A 19,101-nucleotide genomic window follows, 5' to 3' on the forward strand; every position below is an offset into this window, starting at 1 on the left:
ATCCTAACATCCTTATCAAAGGGATGTCAGCGTTACGCTCAAACGTAAGTGAGAGGAAAAGGCGCTGCATCATCACTGGCAGTGATTAATGACGAGAAACCTCCCGACCGTATGAAGGAATTTACACGTAACGAACGGTGCTACACTTGTATGTAGCGCATCTTTCTTTACGGTCAATGAGCAAGGTGTTAAATTGATCACGTTTTAGACCATTTTTTCAGCTGTACTCCCTAAAAAAATAGGGGTGAAAAAACGGTAACGGTTATTTTTGACATACGGTTTATCCGAATTGCTGAAGATTGTTGATGAGCGCTTGCGCCGCAGCAATCGACAACATGATGGATAGCAACATCAGGCGATACGTCTTGTACCTCTATATTGAGACTCTGAAACAGAGACTGGATGCCATAAATCAACTGCGTGTGGATCGCGCGCTTGCTGCCATGGGACCTGCCTTCCAGCAGGTATACAGTCTGCTGCCGACATTATTGCACTACCACCACCCACTGATGCCGGGTTACCTCGATGGTAACGTTCCCAAAGGCATATGCTTTTACACGCCTGATGAAACCCAACGCCACTACCTGAATGAGCTGGAACTGTACCGCGGTATGTCACCGCAGGACCCTCCAAAGGGCGAACTGCCGATCACCGGCGTTTACTCTATGGGGAGCACATCTTCCGTAGGGCAAAGCTGCTCCTCTGACCTCGATATCTGGGTCTGCCATCAATCCTGGCTGGATAGCGAAGAGCGTCAGCTGCTGCAACGTAAATGCAGCCTGCTGGAAAGTTGGGCCGCCTCGCTGGGCGTGGAAGTCAGTTTCTTCCTGATTGATGAAAACCGTTTCCGTCATAATGAAAGCGGCAGTCTGGGTGGTGAAGACTGTGGCTCGACGCAGCATATCCTGCTGCTTGATGAATTCTATCGCACCGCTGTGCGCCTCGCAGGTAAACGTATTCTGTGGAATATGGTGCCTGGTGATGAAGAAGAGCATTACGACGATTACGTCATGACGCTCTACGCGCAGGGGGTGTTAACGCCAAACGAATGGCTGGATCTGGGTGGACTCAGTTCGCTTTCCGCCGAAGAGTACTTTGGTGCCAGCCTCTGGCAGTTGTACAAGAGTATCGATTCCCCGTACAAAGCGGTGCTGAAAACGCTGCTGCTGGAAGCCTATTCCTGGGAATACCCCAATCCACGCCTGTTGGCGAAAGACATTAAACAGCGCCTGCACGACGGCGAAATTGTCTCTTTTGGTCTCGACCCGTACTGCATGATGTTGGAACGTGTAACTGAGTACCTCACTGCGATTGAGGACTCAACGCGTCTTGATTTAGTGCGCCGATGTTTCTACTTGAAAGTCTGTGAGAAACTGAGCCGTGAACGCGCCTGCGTGGGCTGGCGTCGTGAAGTGTTAAGTCAGTTAGTTCAAGAGTGGGGTTGGGATGAAGCCCGCCTGACGATGCTGGATAACCGCGCTAACTGGAAAATTGACCAGGTACGCGAAGCACACAACGAACTGCTCGACGCGATGATGCAGAGCTATCGTAATTTGATCCGTTTTGCGCGCCGCAACAATCTTAGCGTCAGCGCCAGTCCGCAGGATATTGGCGTGCTGACCCGTAAGCTGTATGCCGCATTTGAAGCCTTGCCCGGCAAAGTGACGTTGGTGAACCCGCAGATCTCACCGGATCTCTCAGAACCCAATCTGACCTTTATCCACGTGCCGCCAGGTCGCGCCAACCGTTCGGGTTGGTATCTTTACAACCGCGCACCTAACATGGATTCGATCATCAGCCATCAGCCGCTGGAATATAACCGCTATCTCAATAAGCTGGTGGCGTGGGCGTGGTTTAATGGTCTGCTGACATCGCGTACGCATTTGTTTATTAAAGGTAACGGTATTGTCGACTTGCCGAAGCTGCAGGAAATGGTCGCCGATGTATCGCACCACTTCCCGCTGCGTCTGCCGGCACCTACGCCAAAAGCGCTGTACAGCCCGTGCGAAATTCGCCATCTGGCGATTATTGTCAACCTCGAATATGACCCGACGGCGGCGTTCCGCAATCAGGTCGTGCATTTTGATTTCCGTAAGCTGGATGTCTTTAGCTTTGGCGAAGAGCAAAATTGTCTGGTGGGTAGCGTAGACCTGCTGTATCGCAACTCGTGGAATGAAGTGCGAACCCTGCACTTCAACGGCGAGCAGGCGATGATTGAAGCGTTAAAAACGATTCTCGGCAAAATGCATCAGGATGCAGCGCCACCGGATAGCGTCGAAGTGTTCTGTTACAGCCAGCATTTGCGTGGTTTGATCCGCACGCGTGTCCAGCAACTGGTGTCTGAGTGCATCGAACTGCGCCTGTCCAGTACGCGCCAGGAAACTGGACGCTTCAAAGCGCTGCGCGTTTCCGGTCAGACGTGGGGCCTGTTCTTCGAACGTCTGAACGTTTCGGTGCAGAAACTGGAAAACGCCATTGAATTCTATGGCGCGATCTCGCACAACAAATTGCACGGTCTTTCCGTCCAGGTTGAGACGAACCATGTGAAATTACCGTCGGTGGTGGACGGTTTTGCCAGCGAAGGGATCATTCAGTTCTTTTTTGAAGAGACGGGTGATGAGCAGGGCTTTAACATCTACATTCTGGACGAGAGTAACCGCGTTGAGGTGTATCACCACTGTGAAGGCAGTAAAGAAGAGCTGGTGCGGGATGTCAGCCGTTTCTATTCATCGTCGCACGATCGCTTCACTTACGGCTCCAGTTTTATCAACTTTAACCTGCCGCAGTTTTATCAGATTGTGAAAACCGACGGGCGTGCGCAGGTGATTCCGTTCCGTACTCAGCCGATTAATCCGGTTCCTCCGGCTAATCAGGATAACGACACACCGATGTTGCAGCAGTATTTTTCGTGAATATGATGCCGGATAAGCAAAGCGCATCCGGCAACAAACCTTAACGGAAGCTCACTGCCTCGCCCGCCTGCTGCGTTGCCGCCTGTTCCAGCAGATCCCAGAAACTTTCGCCGCTGCGGTCGCAAATCCATTCGTCACCTTTCAGGTCAAAATGGTAACCGCCCTGTTTGGTTGCCAGCCACACCTGATGCAGCGGCTCCTGACGGTTAATGATAATTTTGCTGCCATTTTCGAAGCTGATGGTCAGTACGCCACCATTGATCTCACAATCGATATCGCTGTCGCCGTCCCAGTCGTCCAGACGCTCTTCAATGGTCATCCACAGGGTGTCGGCAAGGCGATGAAATTCACTGTCGTTCATTTTTTTATCCTGTTTTTCGTGATGGCCGCAGTATAACGCGGAATAAATCACGTTGCAGTTTTTAGCCAAACTCTTGCTTTTACGCCTTCTCCTGCGATGATAGAAAACAGAAAGCATGAACTTACAGGCAATCCATAATGAAAAACGTGTTTCAGGCACTCGCTGTACTTTTTACACTGTTCAGCCTGACGGGCTGTGGTCTGAAGGGACCTCTCTATTTTCCGCCAGCAGACAAAAACGCGCCGCCTCCGACAAAGAGCATTCAGTCGCCAGCACAATCTACGACGCCGGATAAAAACGATCGTGGAATCAGTGATGGACCTTCTCAGGTGAATTACTGACGGTAAGTTTCTGTACCCGCGTGAACGGAGTAAACAATGCAATTCTCTAAAATGCATGGCCTTGGCAACGATTTTATGGTCGTCGACGCGGTAACGCAGAATGTCTTTTTCTCACCCGAGCTGATCCGCCGCCTGGCTGACAGGCATCTGGGTGTTGGGTTCGATCAACTGCTGGTCGTCGAGCCGCCTTACGATCCGGAGCTGGATTTCCATTACCGCATTTTCAATGCTGATGGCAGTGAAGTCTCGCAGTGTGGAAATGGCGCTCGTTGCTTTGCCCGTTTTGTGCGCCTGAAAGGGTTGACGAATAAGCGTGATATTCGTGTCAGTACCGCGAATGGCCGCATGGTATTAAGCGTAACGGACGATGAGCTGGTGCGGGTCAACATGGGGGAACCCAACTTTGAACCCTCGCAGGTCCCTTTTCGTGCCAATAAAGCAGAGAAGACCTATATTATGCGAGCGGCCGAGCAGACAGTATTGTGCGGCGTGGTTTCAATGGGGAATCCGCATTGCGTGATTCAGGTTGATGATGTTGATACGGCCACGGTGGAAACGCTGGGACCGGTTCTGGAAAGCCATGAACGCTTCCCTGAGCGCGCCAATATCGGCTTTATGCAAGTAGTCAAACGTGAGCATATCCGACTGCGTGTTTATGAGCGTGGCGCAGGTGAAACGCAGGCTTGCGGCAGCGGCGCGTGTGCGGCTGTCGCTGTCGGTATTCAGCAGGGCCTGCTGGCAGATGAAGTGAGGGTGGAATTACCGGGCGGTCGACTTGATATCGCCTGGAAAGGTCCGGGTCATCCGTTATATATGACTGGCCCGGCGGCACATGTCTACGACGGATTTATTCACTTATGAAGCAACCAGGGGAAGAACTACAGGAAACGCTCATGGAACTGGACGACCGGGCGGTCGTCGATTATCTGCAACGTAATCCTGAGTTTTTTATCCGTAATGCTCAAGCGGTTGAAGCGATGCGCGTCCCGCACCCGGTGCGGGGCACGGTCTCTTTAGTTGAATGGCATATGGCTCGGGCACGCAATCATATCAACGTGCTGGAAGAGAACATGGCGTTGTTGATGGAACAAGCGAATGCCAACGAAAGCCTGTTCTATCGGCTGTTAAATCTGCAAGGACGACTGGTGTCCGCGAACAGTCTCGACGACATGTTGATGCGACTTCATCGCTGGGCGCGTGAGTTAGGGCTGGCGGGAGCGACGGTCCGTCTGTTTCCGGATCGCTGGCGACTTGGTGCTCCCTCGAAATTTACCCATCTGGCATTAAGCCGTCAGGCTTTCGAACCGCTGCGCATTCAGCGTCTTGGTCAGTCACAGCACTACCTTGGACCACTCCACGGCCCGGAACTGTTAATCATGATGCCGGAAGCGAAAGCCATCGGCTCGGTGGCAATGTCGATGTTGGGGCAGGATGGCTCTCTTGGTGTCATGTTGTTCAGTAGCCGTGATGCCAATCATTACCAGCAGGGGCAGGGCACGCAGTTACTGCAGGAAATCTCGCTGATGTTGCCGGAACTGCTGGAGCGTTGGATTGAACGCGTATGACCGATTCACCTCTTTCTCAGGATGTGACGCGCTTTTTACGTTATCTGGGCGTTGAGCGCCAACTGAGCCCTGTCACGTTGCTTAATTATCAGCGTCAGCTTGATGCCATTATCGCTTTAGCCGGTGAAACCGGTCTGAAAAGCTGGCAGCAGTGTGATGCGCTCATGGTTCGTAGTTTTGCCGTACGTAGTCGCCGTAAAGGGTTGGGACCTGCCAGTCTGGCTTTGCGCCTGTCTGCACTGCGCAGTTTCTTCGACTGGATGGTTAATCAGGGCGAGCTGAACGCTAATCCGGCAAAGAGTGTTTCCGCGCCGAAAGCGCCGCGTCATTTACCCAAAAATATTGACGTTGATGACGTTAATCGCCTGCTGGATATCGATCTCAACGATCCCCTCGCCGTGCGCGACAGGGCAATGTTAGAAGTGATGTACGGCGCAGGCCTGCGTCTGTCTGAACTGATTGGGCTGGATATTAAACATCTCGATCTTGATACTGGCGAAGTGTGGGTGATGGGCAAGGGCAGTAAAGAACGCCGTCTGCCGATTGGCCGCAATGCGGTGGCATGGATTGAGCACTGGTTAGATCTGCGCGGACTGTTTGGCAGCGATGAAGATGCTCTGTTCCTGTCAAAACTGGGTAAACGTATCTCTGCGCGTAACGTGCAGAAACGGTTTGCCGAGTGGGGTATTAAACAAGGGCTTAACAGTCACGTGCATCCCCACAAATTGCGCCACTCTTTTGCGACACATATGCTGGAGTCGAGCGGCGATCTTCGCGGTGTGCAGGAGTTATTGGGACATGCCAACCTCTCAACGACCCAAATCTATACCCATCTTGATTTTCAACACCTGGCTTCAGTGTACGATGCGGCGCATCCACGCGCCAAACGGGGGAAATAATGCGTTTTTACCGGCCTTTGGGGCACATTTCTGCGCTCACCTTTGACCTTGATGACACCCTTTACGATAACCGTCCCGTTATCATGCGCACCGAACAGGAAGCGCTCGCTTTTGTGCAAAACTATCACCCGGCGCTGAGCGCGTTGCAAAATTCCGATCTACAGCGTCTGCGTCAGGCTGTGCGCGACGCCGAACCGGAAATCTACCATGACGTGACCCAATGGCGTCATCGCGCCGTCGAGCGCGCCATGCTGGAGGCCGGCCTTTCGGCGGCAGAGGCGAAAATGGGGGCAAATGCCGCGATGATGAACTTCGCCAAATGGCGCAGCCGCATTGACGTCCCGCAGTCTACGCATGACACGCTGAAGGCGCTGGCCCGCAAGTGGCCGCTGGTGGCAATCACTAACGGTAATGCGCAACCAGAGTTGTTTGGTCTGGGTGATTACTTTGAGTTTGTGCTTCGCGCGGGTCCTGATGGGCGATCAAAACCGTTCAGCGATATGTACGCGCTGGCGGCGGAAAAACTGAATATGCCAATGGGAGAAATTTTGCACGTGGGCGACGACCTGACGACAGACGTCGCCGGGGCCATTCGCTGTGGAATGCAGGCTTGCTGGATCAAACCGGAAAATGCCGACCTGATGCAAACTGCAGACAGCCGTTTGCTGCCGCATATCGAAATTTCACAGTTGGCATCTCTGACCTCGCTGATATAATCACCAACAGAACTCTGTATATATACCCAGCTTTTTGGCGGATGGCGCTACGCTTATCCGGCCTACCTACTTTTACGTGGCGGTGCCAATGGACGTTTCTTACCTGCTCGACAGCCTTAATGACAAACAGCGTGAAGCGGTGGCCGCGCCACGCAGCAACATGCTGGTTCTGGCGGGCGCGGGGAGTGGTAAAACGCGTGTGCTGGTGCACCGTATTGCCTGGTTACTGACGGTTGAAAACAACTCGCCGTACTCCATTATGGCGGTGACGTTTACCAACAAAGCGGCGGCAGAAATGCGTCACCGTATTGGTCAGATCATGGGAACCAGCCAGGGCGGTATGTGGGTGGGGACGTTCCATGGCCTGGCGCACCGTCTGCTGCGCGCGCACCATATGGATGCAAATCTGCCGCAGGATTTCCAGATCCTCGACAGCGAAGACCAGTTGCGTCTGCTCAAGCGCCTTATCAAAGCCATGAATCTGGATGAGAAGCAGTGGCCACCGCGTCAGGCGATGTGGTTCATCAACAGCCAGAAAGACGAAGGACTGCGTCCGCATCACCTGCAAAGCTACGGCAATCCGGTTGAGCAAACCTGGCAGAAAGTCTATCAGGCCTACCAGGAGGCGTGTGACCGCGCCGGGCTGGTGGATTTCGCCGAGCTGCTGCTGCGCGCCCATGAACTGTGGCTCAACAAGCCGCATATCCTGCAGCACTACCGCGAACGCTTTACCAATATCCTGGTGGACGAATTCCAGGATACCAACAACATTCAGTACGCGTGGATCCGTCTGCTGGCGGGCGACACCGGCAAAGTGATGATCGTGGGTGATGACGATCAGTCGATCTACGGCTGGCGCGGGGCGCAGGTGGAAAATATCCAGCGCTTCCTCACGGATTTCCCCGGTGCAGAAACCATCCGCCTGGAGCAGAACTACCGCTCGACCAATAATATCCTCAGCGCGGCCAACGCCCTGATTGAAAACAACAATGGGCGCCTGGGTAAAAAACTGTGGACCGATGGTATCGACGGTGAACCGATTTCGCTTTATTGCGCGTTCAACGAACTGGATGAAGCGCGCTTTGTGGTTAATCGCATTAAAACCTGGCAGGACAACGGCGGTCAGCTTGCGCAGTGCGCGATTCTCTACCGTAGCAACGCCCAGTCGCGTGTGCTGGAAGAGGCATTGTTACAGGCCAGCATGCCGTACCGTATCTACGGCGGTATGCGCTTCTTTGAACGCCAGGAAATCAAAGATGCGCTCTCTTACCTGCGTTTGATCGCTAACCGCAACGATGATGCCGCGTTTGAACGCGTGGTGAATACCCCAACGCGCGGTATTGGCGATCGTACACTGGATGTGGTGCGCCAGACCTCGCGTGACCGCCAGTTGACGCTGTGGCAGGCATGTCGTGAGCTGCTGCAGGAAAAAGCCCTTGCCGGTCGTGCTGCCAGCGCGCTACAGCGTTTTATGGAGCTTATTGATGCTCTGGCGCAGGAAACGGCCGATATGCCACTGCATGTGCAAACAGACCGGGTGGTGAAAGACTCCGGCCTGCGCATGATGTACGAGCAGGAGAAAGGCGAGAAAGGCCAGACACGCATCGAAAACTTAGACGAACTGGTCACGGCGACACGCCAGTTCAGCTACAACGAAGAAGATGAAGATTTAATGCCGCTGCAGGCGTTTCTCTCTCACGCAGCGCTGGAAGCGGGCGAAGGGCAGGCGGATACCTGGCAGGACGCGGTACAGCTGATGACCCTGCACTCGGCGAAAGGCCTTGAGTTCCCGCAGGTGTTTATCGTGGGGATGGAAGAGGGTATGTTCCCCAGCCAGATGTCGCTGGACGAAGGCGGTCGTCTGGAAGAAGAACGTCGTCTGGCCTATGTCGGCGTCACCCGTGCTATGCAGAAGCTGACGCTAACCTATGCCGAAACGCGCCGTCTGTACGGCAAAGAGGTTTACCATCGCCCATCGCGCTTTATCGGCGAACTGCCGGAAGCGTGCGTGGAAGAGGTTCGCCTGCGCGCCACCGTCAGCCGCCCGGTCAGCCATCAACGGATGGGAACGCCAATGGCGGAGAACGATACCGGTTATAAGCTCGGCCAGCGCGTGCGCCACGCCAAGTTTGGTGAAGGCACTATCGTCAACCTGGAAGGCAGCGGAGAACACAGCCGTTTGCAGGTGGCGTTCCAGGGGCAGGGCATCAAATGGCTGGTGGCGGCCTACGCGCGGCTGGATACGGTATAACTTTCAGAAAAATATCATTATTTTGTAACGATCTGCTAGCCTTACTGATGAGAAGGTAATTTATCCAGACTAGCGTTTCGTTGCGTGTTGACGTCAAAATTTTGCTGGCGTAACATGCGCGCACGATTACGCTAAGAGGACATTCGCCTTGGACACACCCAGTAGATACTGGCTCATTATCCTGTCATCCAGGATCAACTCCTAAGGCTATCCCTTTTTGCTGATAGCCTTCGCGGTTGTCAGCGACCTTCAATTTTATCCCGTCGCGCTGAGTCAGGCTGTTTAATGGTCTGAAACCCAATTTGTTTCTGTGTGCCCACCGAACTGTCCGATAATTTTTTGCATTGGGAGTCCCGGTCATGCTGAGCGCATTTCAACTGGAAAACAATCGTTTAACACGTCTTGAGGCGGATGAGATCGAGCACCTGGCCAGTTCGGTCTGGGTTGATTTAGTCGAGCCGGACGACGATGAACGAAACCGTGTGCAAAAGGACTTGGGCCAGAATCTGGCTACGCGCCCTGAACTGGAAGACATCGAAGCATCCGCGCGTTTCTTTGAAGACGAAGACGGTTTGCATATCCACTCCTTCTTCTTTTATGAAGACGCTGACGATCACGCGGGTAACTCAACGGTCGCATTTACCATTCGCGAAGGCCGGTTGTTTACCCTGCGCGAACGCGAGCTACCGGCATTTCGCCTGTACCGCATGCGTGCGCGTAATCAGGCGATGGTGGATGGCAACGCCTATGAGCTGCTGCTCGATCTGTTTGAAACCAAAATTGAACAGCTGGCGGATGAAATAGAAAACATCTATAGCGATCTGGAAAAACTCAGTCGCGTGATTATGGAAGGGCGTCAGGGTGATGAGTATGACGAAGCACTTTCCACGCTGGCAGAACTGGAAGATATCGGCTGGAAAGTTCGCCTGTGTCTGATGGATACCCAGCGCGCACTGAATTTCCTGGTACGTAAAGCGCGCCTGCCGGGTAGCCAACTGGAGCAGGCGCGTGAGATCCTGCGCGATATCGAATCCCTGTTGCCGCATAACGAATCACTGTTCCAGAAAGTTAACTTCCTGATGCAGGCGGCGATGGGCTTTATCAATATCGAGCAGAACCGCATCATCAAGATCTTCTCGGTGGTCTCCGTGGTGTTCCTGCCGCCGACGCTGGTGGCGTCCAGCTATGGGATGAACTTTGAGTTCATGCCGGAGCTGCACTGGAGCTTCGGTTATCCTGGGGCGATTGTCTTTATGATGCTCGCGGGTCTGGCGCCGTATTTGTACTTTAAGCGCAAAAACTGGTTATGAGTTTGGTGCCGGATGGCGGCAGCGTCATCCGGCACAACAACGTTAAAGTCCCCTTTGCGTTCTGCGTAGGGTATAAATCGCATCCATCACGAATATCGCCAGCGCCACCCAGATAAACGCGAACGTCACCATCTTATCCGCACCCGGCACCTCGCCGTAAAATGTCACTGCCAGCAGGAACATCAGCGTTGGCCCGATATACTGGAAAAAGCCCAGCGTGGACAGACGTAGGCGGGTTGCCGCACCGGTAAAGCACAGCAGTGGGATAGTGGTCACGACACCCGCAGCAATCAGCAGCAGATTGAGTGACATGGGGTTCTGACCCATATGGCTGGTTGGGCTGTCTGCGATACCGAACAGATAAATTGCCGCAATGGGCAAGAGCCACAAGGTTTCGATCAGCATGCCGGTTTGTGCCTCGACGGCGATCTTCTTACGCACCAGGCCATAAAAAGCAAAGCTGAACGCCAGTCCCAGGGCGATGATTGGCAGGGAGCCGAAGGTCCACAACTGCACCAGCACGCCACAAGCGGCTAACAAGACCGCAAGCCACTGCATACGGCGGAACCGTTCTCCAAGAAAAATCATCCCCAACACGATATTTACCAGTGGGTTAATAAAGTAACCGAGGCTGGCTTCCAGCATATGGTGGTTGTTGACCGCCCAGATAAAAAGCAGCCAGTTTCCGCCAATTAGGACCGCCGAGAGCGCCAGCAGAAAAATCTTCTTTGGCGTTTGCAGCAGCGTTTTGATGCCTGACCATTGGCGACTAACGCTCATCAGCGCCACCATAAAGAAAAATGACCAGATGACGCGGTGCGTCAGGATCTCATCCGCCGGGACGTAGTAAATCAGTTTGAAGTAGGCGGGAGCGATACCCCAAATAAAATAGGCAGCAAGAGCGAGTAACACGCCCTGCCGCGTTTGTTTAGCATCCATTGGGAGAACTCATTGCAGAAAAGTAACCGTAGTTTACCTTTTTTCAGGCGCTTACCCCACCATATAAGTCGCGGTGGCGCTGGCGATATAAAGCTGCTCTTCGTTATGCAGTTCCACGCGCGCAACGGCAACCTTATTACCCGCCCGTAGCAGACTGCTGGTGGCCGTAAAGCGATTCCCTCTGCCTGGTCGCAAGTAATCAACGCGCAGATCGATCGTCCCCATGCGTGACATTCGCTGGCGTAGTTCGTCCTCGCTGATGGTTTCGTGGCGGGTTAGCGTACTGCCAACACACACCAGTCCGGCAGCAACGTCCAGCGCTGAGGCGATCACCCCGCCGTGCAGGATGCTTTGCGCCCAGTTACCCACCATCATCGGTTGGTTATTAAACGCTAATTGCGCAAATTCTTTTTCATAACGTTCCAGTTCCAGCCCCAATGCCCGATTAAACGGCATATGATAGACAAACATTTCACCCACTAATTTAAGGGCTTGCTCAGCAGTAAGAACAGCAGACATACGATCCCGACACCTTGTTGGTTAATGAAATGTTGATATTATGCTTATTATTTGTTGTTTTCTACTTTAGGACGGGATAACTAACGAGGAACTAGCTAAGTATGTAGAATACTTGGCAGATAATTATACAATTCATCAATATTTTGGTTCAGGAGAACACTACCGATGCGGGCGATTCTGGGTTGGTTACTACCAGCAGTCATGCTGCCGTTGACCGCGTATGCGCAGGAAGCGACAGTGAAAGAGATTCATGATGCACCTGCAGTGAGAGGCAGTATTATCGCCAATATGCTGCAGGAACACGATAATCCTTTCACGCTGTACCCCTATGACACCAACTATCTCATCTACACCAATACCAGCGACATGAACAAAGAGGCGATCAGCAGCTATAACTGGTCGGATAATGCGCGCAAAGATGAGGTTAAGTTTCAGCTAAGCCTGGCATTTCCGCTTTGGCGCGGGATTTTAGGCCCGAACTCCGTGCTCGGTGGTTCATATACTCAGAAATCCTGGTGGCAGCTTTCTAATAGTGAAGAGTCTTCACCGTTTCGTGAAACTAACTACGAGCCGCAGCTATTTCTAGGATTCGCCACCGATTATCGCTTTGCTGGCTGGACGCTACGTGATATCGAAATGGGCTATAACCATGATTCAAATGGTCGATCCGATCCCACCTCGCGCAGCTGGAACCGTCTGTACACTCGTCTGATGGCTGAAAATGGTAACTGGCTGGTGGAGGTTAAACCGTGGTACGTCATCGGTAGCACGGATGATAACCCCGACATCACCAAATACATGGGCTACTACCAGCTTAAAATGGGTTATCACCTCGGTGACGCCGTCATCAGCGTGAAGGGCCAGTACAACTGGAATACCGGTTATGGTGGTGCTGAAATCGGCGCGAGCTACCCGATCACTAAGCATGTCCGCTTCTACACCCAGGTCTATAGCGGCTACGGCGAATCGCTGATCGACTACAATTTCAATCAGACGCGTGTGGGTGTGGGTGTGATGCTCAACGATATCTTCTGATAGGTTTGATAGCATTTTAATCATTGCAGTTTCTCTCTCAGGCGCTGAAAATAGCGCCTGTTTTTCTTTAAGGCTAATGGGGTTAATGTGGCGCAGGCGGAAGTGTTGAATCTGGAAATGGGCGCTAAACAGGTTTTGCAGGAAACCTTTGGCTACCAACAGTTTCGCCCTGGTCAGGAAGAAATCATCGATACTGTGCTTTCTGGTCGCGACTGCCTGGTCGTCATGCCGACCGGTGGTGGTAAATCCCTCTGCTATCAAATTCCCGCATTATTGCTGAACGGACTCACCGTTGTTGTCTCGCCGCTTATTTCCCTGATGAAAGATCAGGTCGACCAATTATTAGCAAACGGCGTGGCGGCGGCGTGTCTGAACTCTACCCAAAGTCGTGAACAGCAGCTTGAGGTCATGGCGGGCTGTCGCAGCGGGCAAATTCGTTTGCTGTACATTGCGCCCGAACGCCTGATGCTGGATAACTTCCTCGAACATCTGGCGCACTGGAATCCGGTGTTGCTGGCCGTTGATGAAGCACACTGCATCTCGCAATGGGGGCACGATTTCCGCCCTGAATACGCCGCGTTGGGTCAATTGCGTCAGCGTTTTCCGACGCTGCCGTTCGTGGCGCTGACCGCGACCGCTGATGACACTACTCGCCTGGATATTGTGCGCTTGCTGGGGTTGAACGATCCGCTCATTCAGATCAGCAGTTTTGACCGGCCGAACATTCGTTACATGCTGATGGAGAAGTTTAAGCCGCTCGATCAGCTGATGCGCTATGTACAAGAACAGCGCGGCAAGTCCGGCATTATTTACTGTAACAGCCGCGCGAAGGTCGAAGACACCGCAGCGCGTCTGCAAAGTCGTGGCATCAGCGCGGGTGCCTATCATGCCGGGCTGGAAAACAGTGTACGTGCCGAGGTGCAGGAAAAATTCCAGCGCGATGACCTGCAAATCGTGGTGGCGACCGTGGCGTTTGGTATGGGAATCAACAAACCTAACGTACGCTTTGTGGTGCATTTTGATATCCCGCGTAACATCGAATCCTATTACCAGGAAACCGGCCGTGCCGGGCGCGATGGACTGCCTGCGGAAGCGATGCTGTTTTACGATCCCGCTGATATGGCATGGTTACGCCGTTGCCTGGAAGAGAAACCCGCCGGGCAGTTACTGGATATTGAACGGCATAAACTCAATGCGATGGGAGCGTTTGCCGAGGCGCAAACCTGTCGTCGTCTGGTATTGCTGAATTATTTTGGTGAAGGGCGTCAGGAGCCGTGCGGTAACTGCGATATTTGTCTCGATCCGCCAAAACAGTACGATGGTTTAATGGATGCGCGTAAGGCGCTGTCGACAATCTACCGCGTCAACCAACGCTTTGGTATGGGGTATGTCGTGGAAGTCTTGCGCGGAGCCAATAACCAACGTATTCGCGAGCTGGCTCATGACAAGCTGCCGGTCTATGGCATTGGTCGTGAACAGAGCCATGAACATTGGGTGAGTGTGATCCGCCAACTGATTCACCTTGGTCTGGTGACGCAGAATATTGCTCATCACTCCGCGTTACAGTTAACCGAAGCCGCACGACCGGTTCTGCGTGGCGAAATCTCGTTACAGCTTGCCGTGCCGCGTATTGTGGCGCTGAAACCGCGTGCGATGCAGAAATCCTTCGGCGGCAACTACGACCGCAAACTGTTTGCCAAATTGCGTAAGCTGCGTAAAGCTATTGCCGATGAAGAAAATATCCCGCCGTACGTGGTCTTCAACGACGCCACGTTGATTGAAATGGCTGAACAAATGCCGGTTTCTCCGAGCGAAATGTTAAGTGTCAACGGCGTGGGTATGCGTAAACTTGAGCGTTTCGGCAAAGAGTTTATGGCGCTTATTCGTGCACACGTTGATGGTGACGACGAAGAGTAGTCAGCCGGGCAAAAAAGTGCCAGGATGGTGACTCACTGAACTATTCCCCCACGAGTCATTTTTATGTTAACGCTATTTTTCACCGTTGCGTTGGTACACATCGTAGCGCTGATGAGTCCTGGCCCCGATTTTTTCTTTGTCTCTCAAACGGCGGTGAGCCGTTCGCGTAAAGAAGCGATGATGGGTGTGCTGGGTATTACCTGCGGCGTCATGGTCTGGGCGGGCGTGGCGCTGCTCGGCCTGCATCTGATCATCGAAAAAATGGCCTGGCTGCATACCATTATTATGGTCGGCGGGGGTCTGTATCTGTGTTGGATGGGCTACCAGATGCTGCGCGGTGCGTTTAAAAAGCAGAATGTTGCGACTCCAACACCACAGGTTGAACTGGCACAGAGCGGGCGCAGCTTTTTAAAAGGTCTACTTACTAACCTGGCAAACCCCAAAGCCATTATCTATTTTGGCTCCGTGTTTTCATTGTTCGTTGGCGATAACGTAGGAACGGGCGCGCGCTGGGGGATCTTTGCCCTAATCATCGTGGAAACGCTGGCGTGGTTTACCGTAGTCGCCAGCCTGTTTGCGCTACCGAAAATGCGCCGCGGTTATCAGCGTCTGGCAAAGTGGATCGATGGATTTGCTGGCGCACTGTTTGCAGGTTTCGGCATTCACCTGATTATTTCGCGCTGATTCTGTTATCCGCCTGGGGATGCCCAGGCGGAACGCGGTTTATTGAGCAAGCTTTTGTAATTCGTCTTTCGACAGGCCAGTCATTTCCATAATTGCTTCGGTATCCAGCCCACGCTTGAGCATTGCCTTTGCTATGTCCAGTATGGCAATACGTTTGCCCTCTTCGCGACCTATCTGCTTTAGTTGATCCGCCATTGTCATCAATGTGTCTCCATGCTGCGGCACACGCTGTGCCAGCTTATACAGTAATGTCTGAACATCTTGTGTATTCCCTGCTTGCACCATGTAGTTTACCAGCATGGTTAATTGTTGTCCGCTCATCTTCTCCAGCATAAACAGGTGGGTAAGTTTATCCAGCAACTGTGCCATGTCGCGTTGGCGAATATGCTTTTGTACTAATGTTAGTGCCGCCATGCTGCGATGTTGCATGATCTCATCGTCGGGGATGACCGTCACATCCACCAACGGAAACGGCGTACTGTAAAGCTGAAGGGCGGTCCCCGAATCCTCAAAGTGATCCAGCCAGTTCATTGAACCTTGCCAGGGGCTTTGTTTCCCATGGTAAAAGAGAACAGGAATAACCAGTGGTAGAGTGTCGTTTCCCGCCTCCAGGTGACGTTGCATGGCGGCGATAGCGTAGCGCATCAGTCGAAACGACATATGCTTGTCCGGTGAGCTTTGATGCTCAATGAGCACATGTACATAACCCTGCCCGCTGGTGGTTTCCAGTGAATAGAGAATATCGCTGAAATAGGGGCGTAGATCGTCCTCGACAAAGCTGCCTGATTCCAGGTGTAGCGTTTCTAGTTTGCAAATTTTGATTAACGAGGGAGGAAGATGGAGTTCAATGAAGTCCCGCGCGGTTTCCATGCGGGACAGGAAAGTCTTAAATACGGCGTCATGAGGTGTGGTTGCTTCCGCCATCGTTCATCATCCGTGAGTGGTGAATGTGGCGGCATTCTGGCACTAGCATTCAACACCTAACAGCACAGAATAAAAGACGTTTCTCCCTTTACGGCGAGTCTCGAAAAGGCATACAGTGATGTTCAGACCGTTCACATTTCATTGCGAGCGCTATTCCAGTTTTCTAGGCATGCCGTGCCGAGGCCAGCAGGGCGCCTATCAGCATAAACAGTGAACCAAACACTTTGTTCAGCGCCTTCATTTGCTTTGGCCCCTTAATCCAGCTCGCAATACGGGTGGCCAGCGTCGCGTAACCGATCATCACAATGATATCGACAACAATGGTGGTGATACCAAGCACCACATACTGCATGACCTGAGGTTCTTGCTGCATGATGAACTGTGGGAACAGCGCAGCAAGAAACACAATACTCTTCGGATTGGTCAGGTTAACGAAAACCGCCCTTTTGAACAGGCGGCTGCGTGTTTGCGTGTTCGCCATGGTGTTCAGATCGATAGCGCCCGCTGCCCGCCATTGCTGAATACCCAACCAAATCAAATAGGCAGCTCCCGCCCACTTCAGCACTTCAAACGCGATGACTGAACGTGAGAACAATGTCCCCAGCCCAACACCAACCAGTACGATATGAATGCCAAGCCCGGTCTGCAAACCGGCAATAGAGGCGCAGGCGCCACGATAGCCGTGACTGATGGCGGTTGTCATGGTGTTGATTGCGCCAGAGCCCGGAGACAGGCTCAAAATAATAGAGGTCAGCAGGTAGGCAAACCACCATTCAAAGGTCATGAGAAACTCCCGGATTGTCTATTTTTATGCCACAATACGCTACTGCCGTTGCGTTGTATCAGGCTCGGCGAAAAAAACGATTTTACTTGGTCAGCGAGGCTGGATACCCGATGTTTCAGCAGCAAAAAGACTGGGAAACAAGAGAAAACGCGTTTGCCGCTTTTTCCATGGGCCCACTGACAGATTTCTGGCACCAGCGGGAGGAAGCGGAGTTTACGGGTGTAGATGATGTTCCCGTACATTTTGTTCGCTTTCGTGCCGAAAAAAACGATCGTGTCATCGTTGTCTGTCCAGGGCGCATTGAAAGCTACGTAAAATACGCTGAGCTGGCGTATGACCTGTTTCATTCTGGTTTTGACGTACTCATTATCGATCACCGTGGTCAGGGGCGTTCCGGGCGGATGTTATCGGACCCACATCGTGGTCATGTCGATAACTTTAATGACTACGTCGATGATTTAGCCGCCTTCTGGCAGCAGGAAGTACAACCTGGCCCGTGGCGAAAACGCTATATACTGGCCCATTCCATGGGCGGCGCGATTGCCACGCTGTTCCTGCAGCGCCATCCAAATCAATGTGATGCCATTGCGCTTTGTGCGCCAATGTTTGGTATCGTGATGCGTTTTCCCGACTGGATGGTGCGCCACATTCTTGACTGGGCCGAAGGGCATCCGCGCATCCGTGAAGGCTATGCGATGGGGACCGGCCGCTGGCGGGCGTTGCCATTCGGTATGAATGCGCTAACCCATAGTCGACAGCGCTATCGGCGTAACCTACGCTTCTACGCCGATGATCCGCGATTACGTGTGGGTGGCCCTACCTATCACTGGGTGCGTGAAGGTATTCAGGCGGGCGAACAGGTTCTGGCTGGAGCGGGTGATGACGCAACGCCAGCGCTGCTTATTCAGGCCGAAGAAGAACGTGTGGTGGATAACCGCATGCACGATCGTTTTTGTGAACTCCGCGCTGCAGCAGGCCATCCGGTAGAAGGAGGTCAGCCGCTTGTCATAAAAGGCGCGTACCATGAGATCCTTTTCGAAAAGGACGCAATGCGCTCAGTCGCGCTTAACGCCATTGTTGATTTTTTCAACTGGCATAACTCATCCAGCGGAACTCGCTTTTCCTAGAGGTTTAATTTTCTTATGTATCAGGTTGTTGCGTCTGATTTAGACGGTACGCTGCTTTCTCCCGACCATACTTTGTCCCCTTATGCCAAAGAGACGCTGAAACTTCTGACGGCTCGCGGTGTTCACTTCGTGTTTGCCACTGGTCGTCATCATGTTGATGTGGGGCAAATTCGCGATAACCTCGGCATTAAAACCTACATGATCACGTCCAACGGTGCCCGCGTGCACGATCCTGACGGAAATCTCGTGTTTTCCCACAACCTGGATCGCGACATTGCCAGCGATCTGTTTGGTGTTGTGAACGCCAACCCGGATATCGTGACGAACGTTTACCGCGATGATGAGTGGTTCATGAACCGCCACCGCCCGGAAGAAATGCGTTTCTTTAAAGAGGCGGTATTCAATTATTCACTGTTTGAACCTGCGCTGCTGGAGCCCGAAGGCGTTAGCAAAGTGTTTTTCACTACCGATTCTCACGAAAGGTTGCTACCGCTGGAACAGGCGATTAACGCCCGCTGGGGCGATCGTGTGAACGTCAGTTTCTCCACACTGACGTGCCTGGAAGTCATGGCAGGTGGCGTGTCGAAAGGCCATGCGCTGGAGGCGGTGGCAAAAGCGATGGGCTATAGCCTGAAGGACTGTATCGCCTTCGGTGACGGGATGAACGACGCGGAAATGCTCTCCATGGCAGGCAAAGGCTGTATCATGGGCAACGCGCATCAACGCCTGAAGGACCTGCATCCGGAACTGGACGTGATTGGCCTCAATGCCGACGATGCTGTGCCGCATTATCTGCGCGATCTCTTTTTAAAGTAAC

General features: G+C 52.8%; 19 protein-coding genes. 14 read left to right on the plus strand and 5 right to left on the minus strand.

Features of this window, described 5'->3' with window-relative positions; genetic code table 11:
* The first annotated feature begins 365 nt into the window (after positions 1-365).
* Positions 366-2,912, plus strand: coding sequence for a class I adenylate cyclase (cyaA, locus tag ACLJXE_RS21955; protein ID WP_410752038.1), 2,547 nt, complete (start codon positions 366-368; stop codon positions 2,910-2,912).
* A gap of 40 nt (positions 2,913-2,952) precedes the next feature.
* Here the strand turns inward: cyaA and cyaY are convergent, their stop codons facing one another.
* Complete coding sequence (cyaY, locus tag ACLJXE_RS21960; RefSeq protein ID WP_213135344.1) at positions 2,953-3,273, minus strand: iron donor protein CyaY; 321 nt, start codon at positions 3,271-3,273, stop codon at positions 2,953-2,955.
* 137 nt (positions 3,274-3,410) lie between these two features.
* Between cyaY and lptM the strand changes: the two genes are divergently transcribed.
* From lptM to corA, 8 genes are all read left to right on the plus strand, one after another.
* A complete protein-coding gene (gene lptM / locus ACLJXE_RS21965) occupies positions 3,411-3,614 on the plus strand; it encodes an LPS translocon maturation chaperone LptM (protein WP_005133315.1) in 204 nt (67 codons plus the stop codon).
* A 36-nt stretch (positions 3,615-3,650) separates the two neighbouring features.
* The gene (gene dapF, locus ACLJXE_RS21970; protein WP_410752017.1) at positions 3,651-4,475 is read left to right on the plus strand and encodes a diaminopimelate epimerase; all 825 of its coding nucleotides are present in this window, start codon (positions 3,651-3,653) and stop codon (positions 4,473-4,475) included.
* On the plus strand, positions 4,472-5,179 hold the full coding sequence (locus ACLJXE_RS21975) for a DUF484 domain-containing protein (protein WP_271441009.1): 708 nt from the start codon (positions 4,472-4,474) through the stop codon (positions 5,177-5,179). Before dapF ends, ACLJXE_RS21975 begins: the two co-directional genes overlap by 4 nt.
* On the plus strand, positions 5,176-6,078 hold the full coding sequence (gene xerC, locus ACLJXE_RS21980; protein ID WP_286629766.1) for a tyrosine recombinase XerC: 903 nt from the start codon (positions 5,176-5,178) through the stop codon (positions 6,076-6,078). Before ACLJXE_RS21975 ends, xerC begins: the two co-directional genes overlap by 4 nt.
* The gene (gene yigB / locus ACLJXE_RS21985; protein WP_410752018.1) at positions 6,078-6,794 is read left to right on the plus strand and encodes a 5-amino-6-(5-phospho-D-ribitylamino)uracil phosphatase YigB; all 717 of its coding nucleotides are present in this window, start codon (positions 6,078-6,080) and stop codon (positions 6,792-6,794) included. The genes xerC and yigB overlap by 1 nt, the downstream gene beginning before the upstream one ends.
* Positions 6,795-6,882: 88 nt before the next feature.
* The gene (gene uvrD / locus ACLJXE_RS21990; RefSeq protein WP_410752019.1) at positions 6,883-9,045 is read left to right on the plus strand and encodes a DNA helicase II; all 2,163 of its coding nucleotides are present in this window, start codon (positions 6,883-6,885) and stop codon (positions 9,043-9,045) included.
* A gap of 148 nt (positions 9,046-9,193) precedes the next feature.
* Positions 9,194-9,250: a YsgD/CorL family protein gene (gene ysgD, locus ACLJXE_RS21995; RefSeq protein WP_212723238.1), complete on the plus strand. Its 57-nt coding sequence runs from the start codon at positions 9,194-9,196 to the stop codon at positions 9,248-9,250.
* Between the two features lie 154 nt (positions 9,251-9,404).
* Positions 9,405-10,355: a magnesium/cobalt transporter CorA gene (corA, locus tag ACLJXE_RS22000; RefSeq protein ID WP_271449823.1), complete on the plus strand. Its 951-nt coding sequence runs from the start codon at positions 9,405-9,407 to the stop codon at positions 10,353-10,355.
* 42 nt (positions 10,356-10,397) lie between these two features.
* On the opposite strand, the gene rarD is transcribed toward corA, so the two are convergent.
* Both rarD and yigI read right to left on the minus strand, forming a co-directional pair.
* The gene (gene rarD, locus ACLJXE_RS22005; RefSeq protein WP_286629763.1) at positions 10,398-11,294 is read right to left on the minus strand and encodes an EamA family transporter RarD; all 897 of its coding nucleotides are present in this window, start codon (positions 11,292-11,294) and stop codon (positions 10,398-10,400) included.
* A 51-nt stretch (positions 11,295-11,345) separates the two neighbouring features.
* Positions 11,346-11,813 (minus strand): acyl-CoA thioesterase YigI, encoded by a 468-nt coding sequence (gene yigI, locus ACLJXE_RS22010; protein ID WP_005133301.1) that lies wholly within the window; start codon positions 11,811-11,813, stop codon positions 11,346-11,348.
* 165 nt (positions 11,814-11,978) lie between these two features.
* Between yigI and pldA the strand changes: the two genes are divergently transcribed.
* The 3 genes from pldA (at position 11,979) to rhtC (ending at position 15,449) form a co-directional block, all read left to right on the plus strand.
* The gene (pldA, locus tag ACLJXE_RS22015; RefSeq protein ID WP_286629761.1) at positions 11,979-12,848 is read left to right on the plus strand and encodes a phospholipase A; all 870 of its coding nucleotides are present in this window, start codon (positions 11,979-11,981) and stop codon (positions 12,846-12,848) included.
* Between the two features lie 87 nt (positions 12,849-12,935).
* Positions 12,936-14,765: an ATP-dependent DNA helicase RecQ gene (gene recQ, locus ACLJXE_RS22020; RefSeq protein ID WP_271441016.1), complete on the plus strand. Its 1,830-nt coding sequence runs from the start codon at positions 12,936-12,938 to the stop codon at positions 14,763-14,765.
* A 63-nt stretch (positions 14,766-14,828) separates the two neighbouring features.
* The gene (gene rhtC / locus ACLJXE_RS22025) at positions 14,829-15,449 is read left to right on the plus strand and encodes a threonine export protein RhtC (RefSeq protein ID WP_271441017.1); all 621 of its coding nucleotides are present in this window, start codon (positions 14,829-14,831) and stop codon (positions 15,447-15,449) included.
* Positions 15,450-15,488: 39 nt separating this feature from the next.
* Here the strand turns inward: rhtC and ACLJXE_RS22030 are convergent, their stop codons facing one another.
* Positions 15,489-16,373, minus strand: a complete 885-nt coding sequence (locus ACLJXE_RS22030) for an Rpn family recombination-promoting nuclease/putative transposase (RefSeq protein ID WP_410752020.1) — start codon at positions 16,371-16,373, stop codon at positions 15,489-15,491.
* A 163-nt stretch (positions 16,374-16,536) separates the two neighbouring features.
* Positions 16,537-17,157, minus strand: coding sequence for a homoserine/homoserine lactone efflux protein (gene rhtB, locus ACLJXE_RS22035; protein WP_410752021.1), 621 nt, complete (start codon positions 17,155-17,157; stop codon positions 16,537-16,539).
* A gap of 110 nt (positions 17,158-17,267) precedes the next feature.
* On the opposite strand from rhtB, the gene pldB reads away from it, so the two are divergent.
* Positions 17,268-18,284 (plus strand): lysophospholipase L2, encoded by a 1,017-nt coding sequence (gene pldB, locus ACLJXE_RS22040; RefSeq protein WP_410752022.1) that lies wholly within the window; start codon positions 17,268-17,270, stop codon positions 18,282-18,284.
* Between the two features lie 15 nt (positions 18,285-18,299).
* Positions 18,300-19,100 carry a sugar/pyridoxal phosphate phosphatase YigL gene (gene yigL / locus ACLJXE_RS22045; protein ID WP_410752023.1) on the plus strand — a complete coding sequence of 267 codons (801 nt, stop codon included), beginning with the start codon at positions 18,300-18,302 and terminating at the stop codon, positions 19,098-19,100.
* Position 19,101: the final 1 nt, after the last annotated feature.

It is taken from the genome of Citrobacter sp. U14242, from assembly GCF_046555775.1.
Taxonomy (GTDB): domain Bacteria; phylum Pseudomonadota; class Gammaproteobacteria; order Enterobacterales; family Enterobacteriaceae; genus Citrobacter.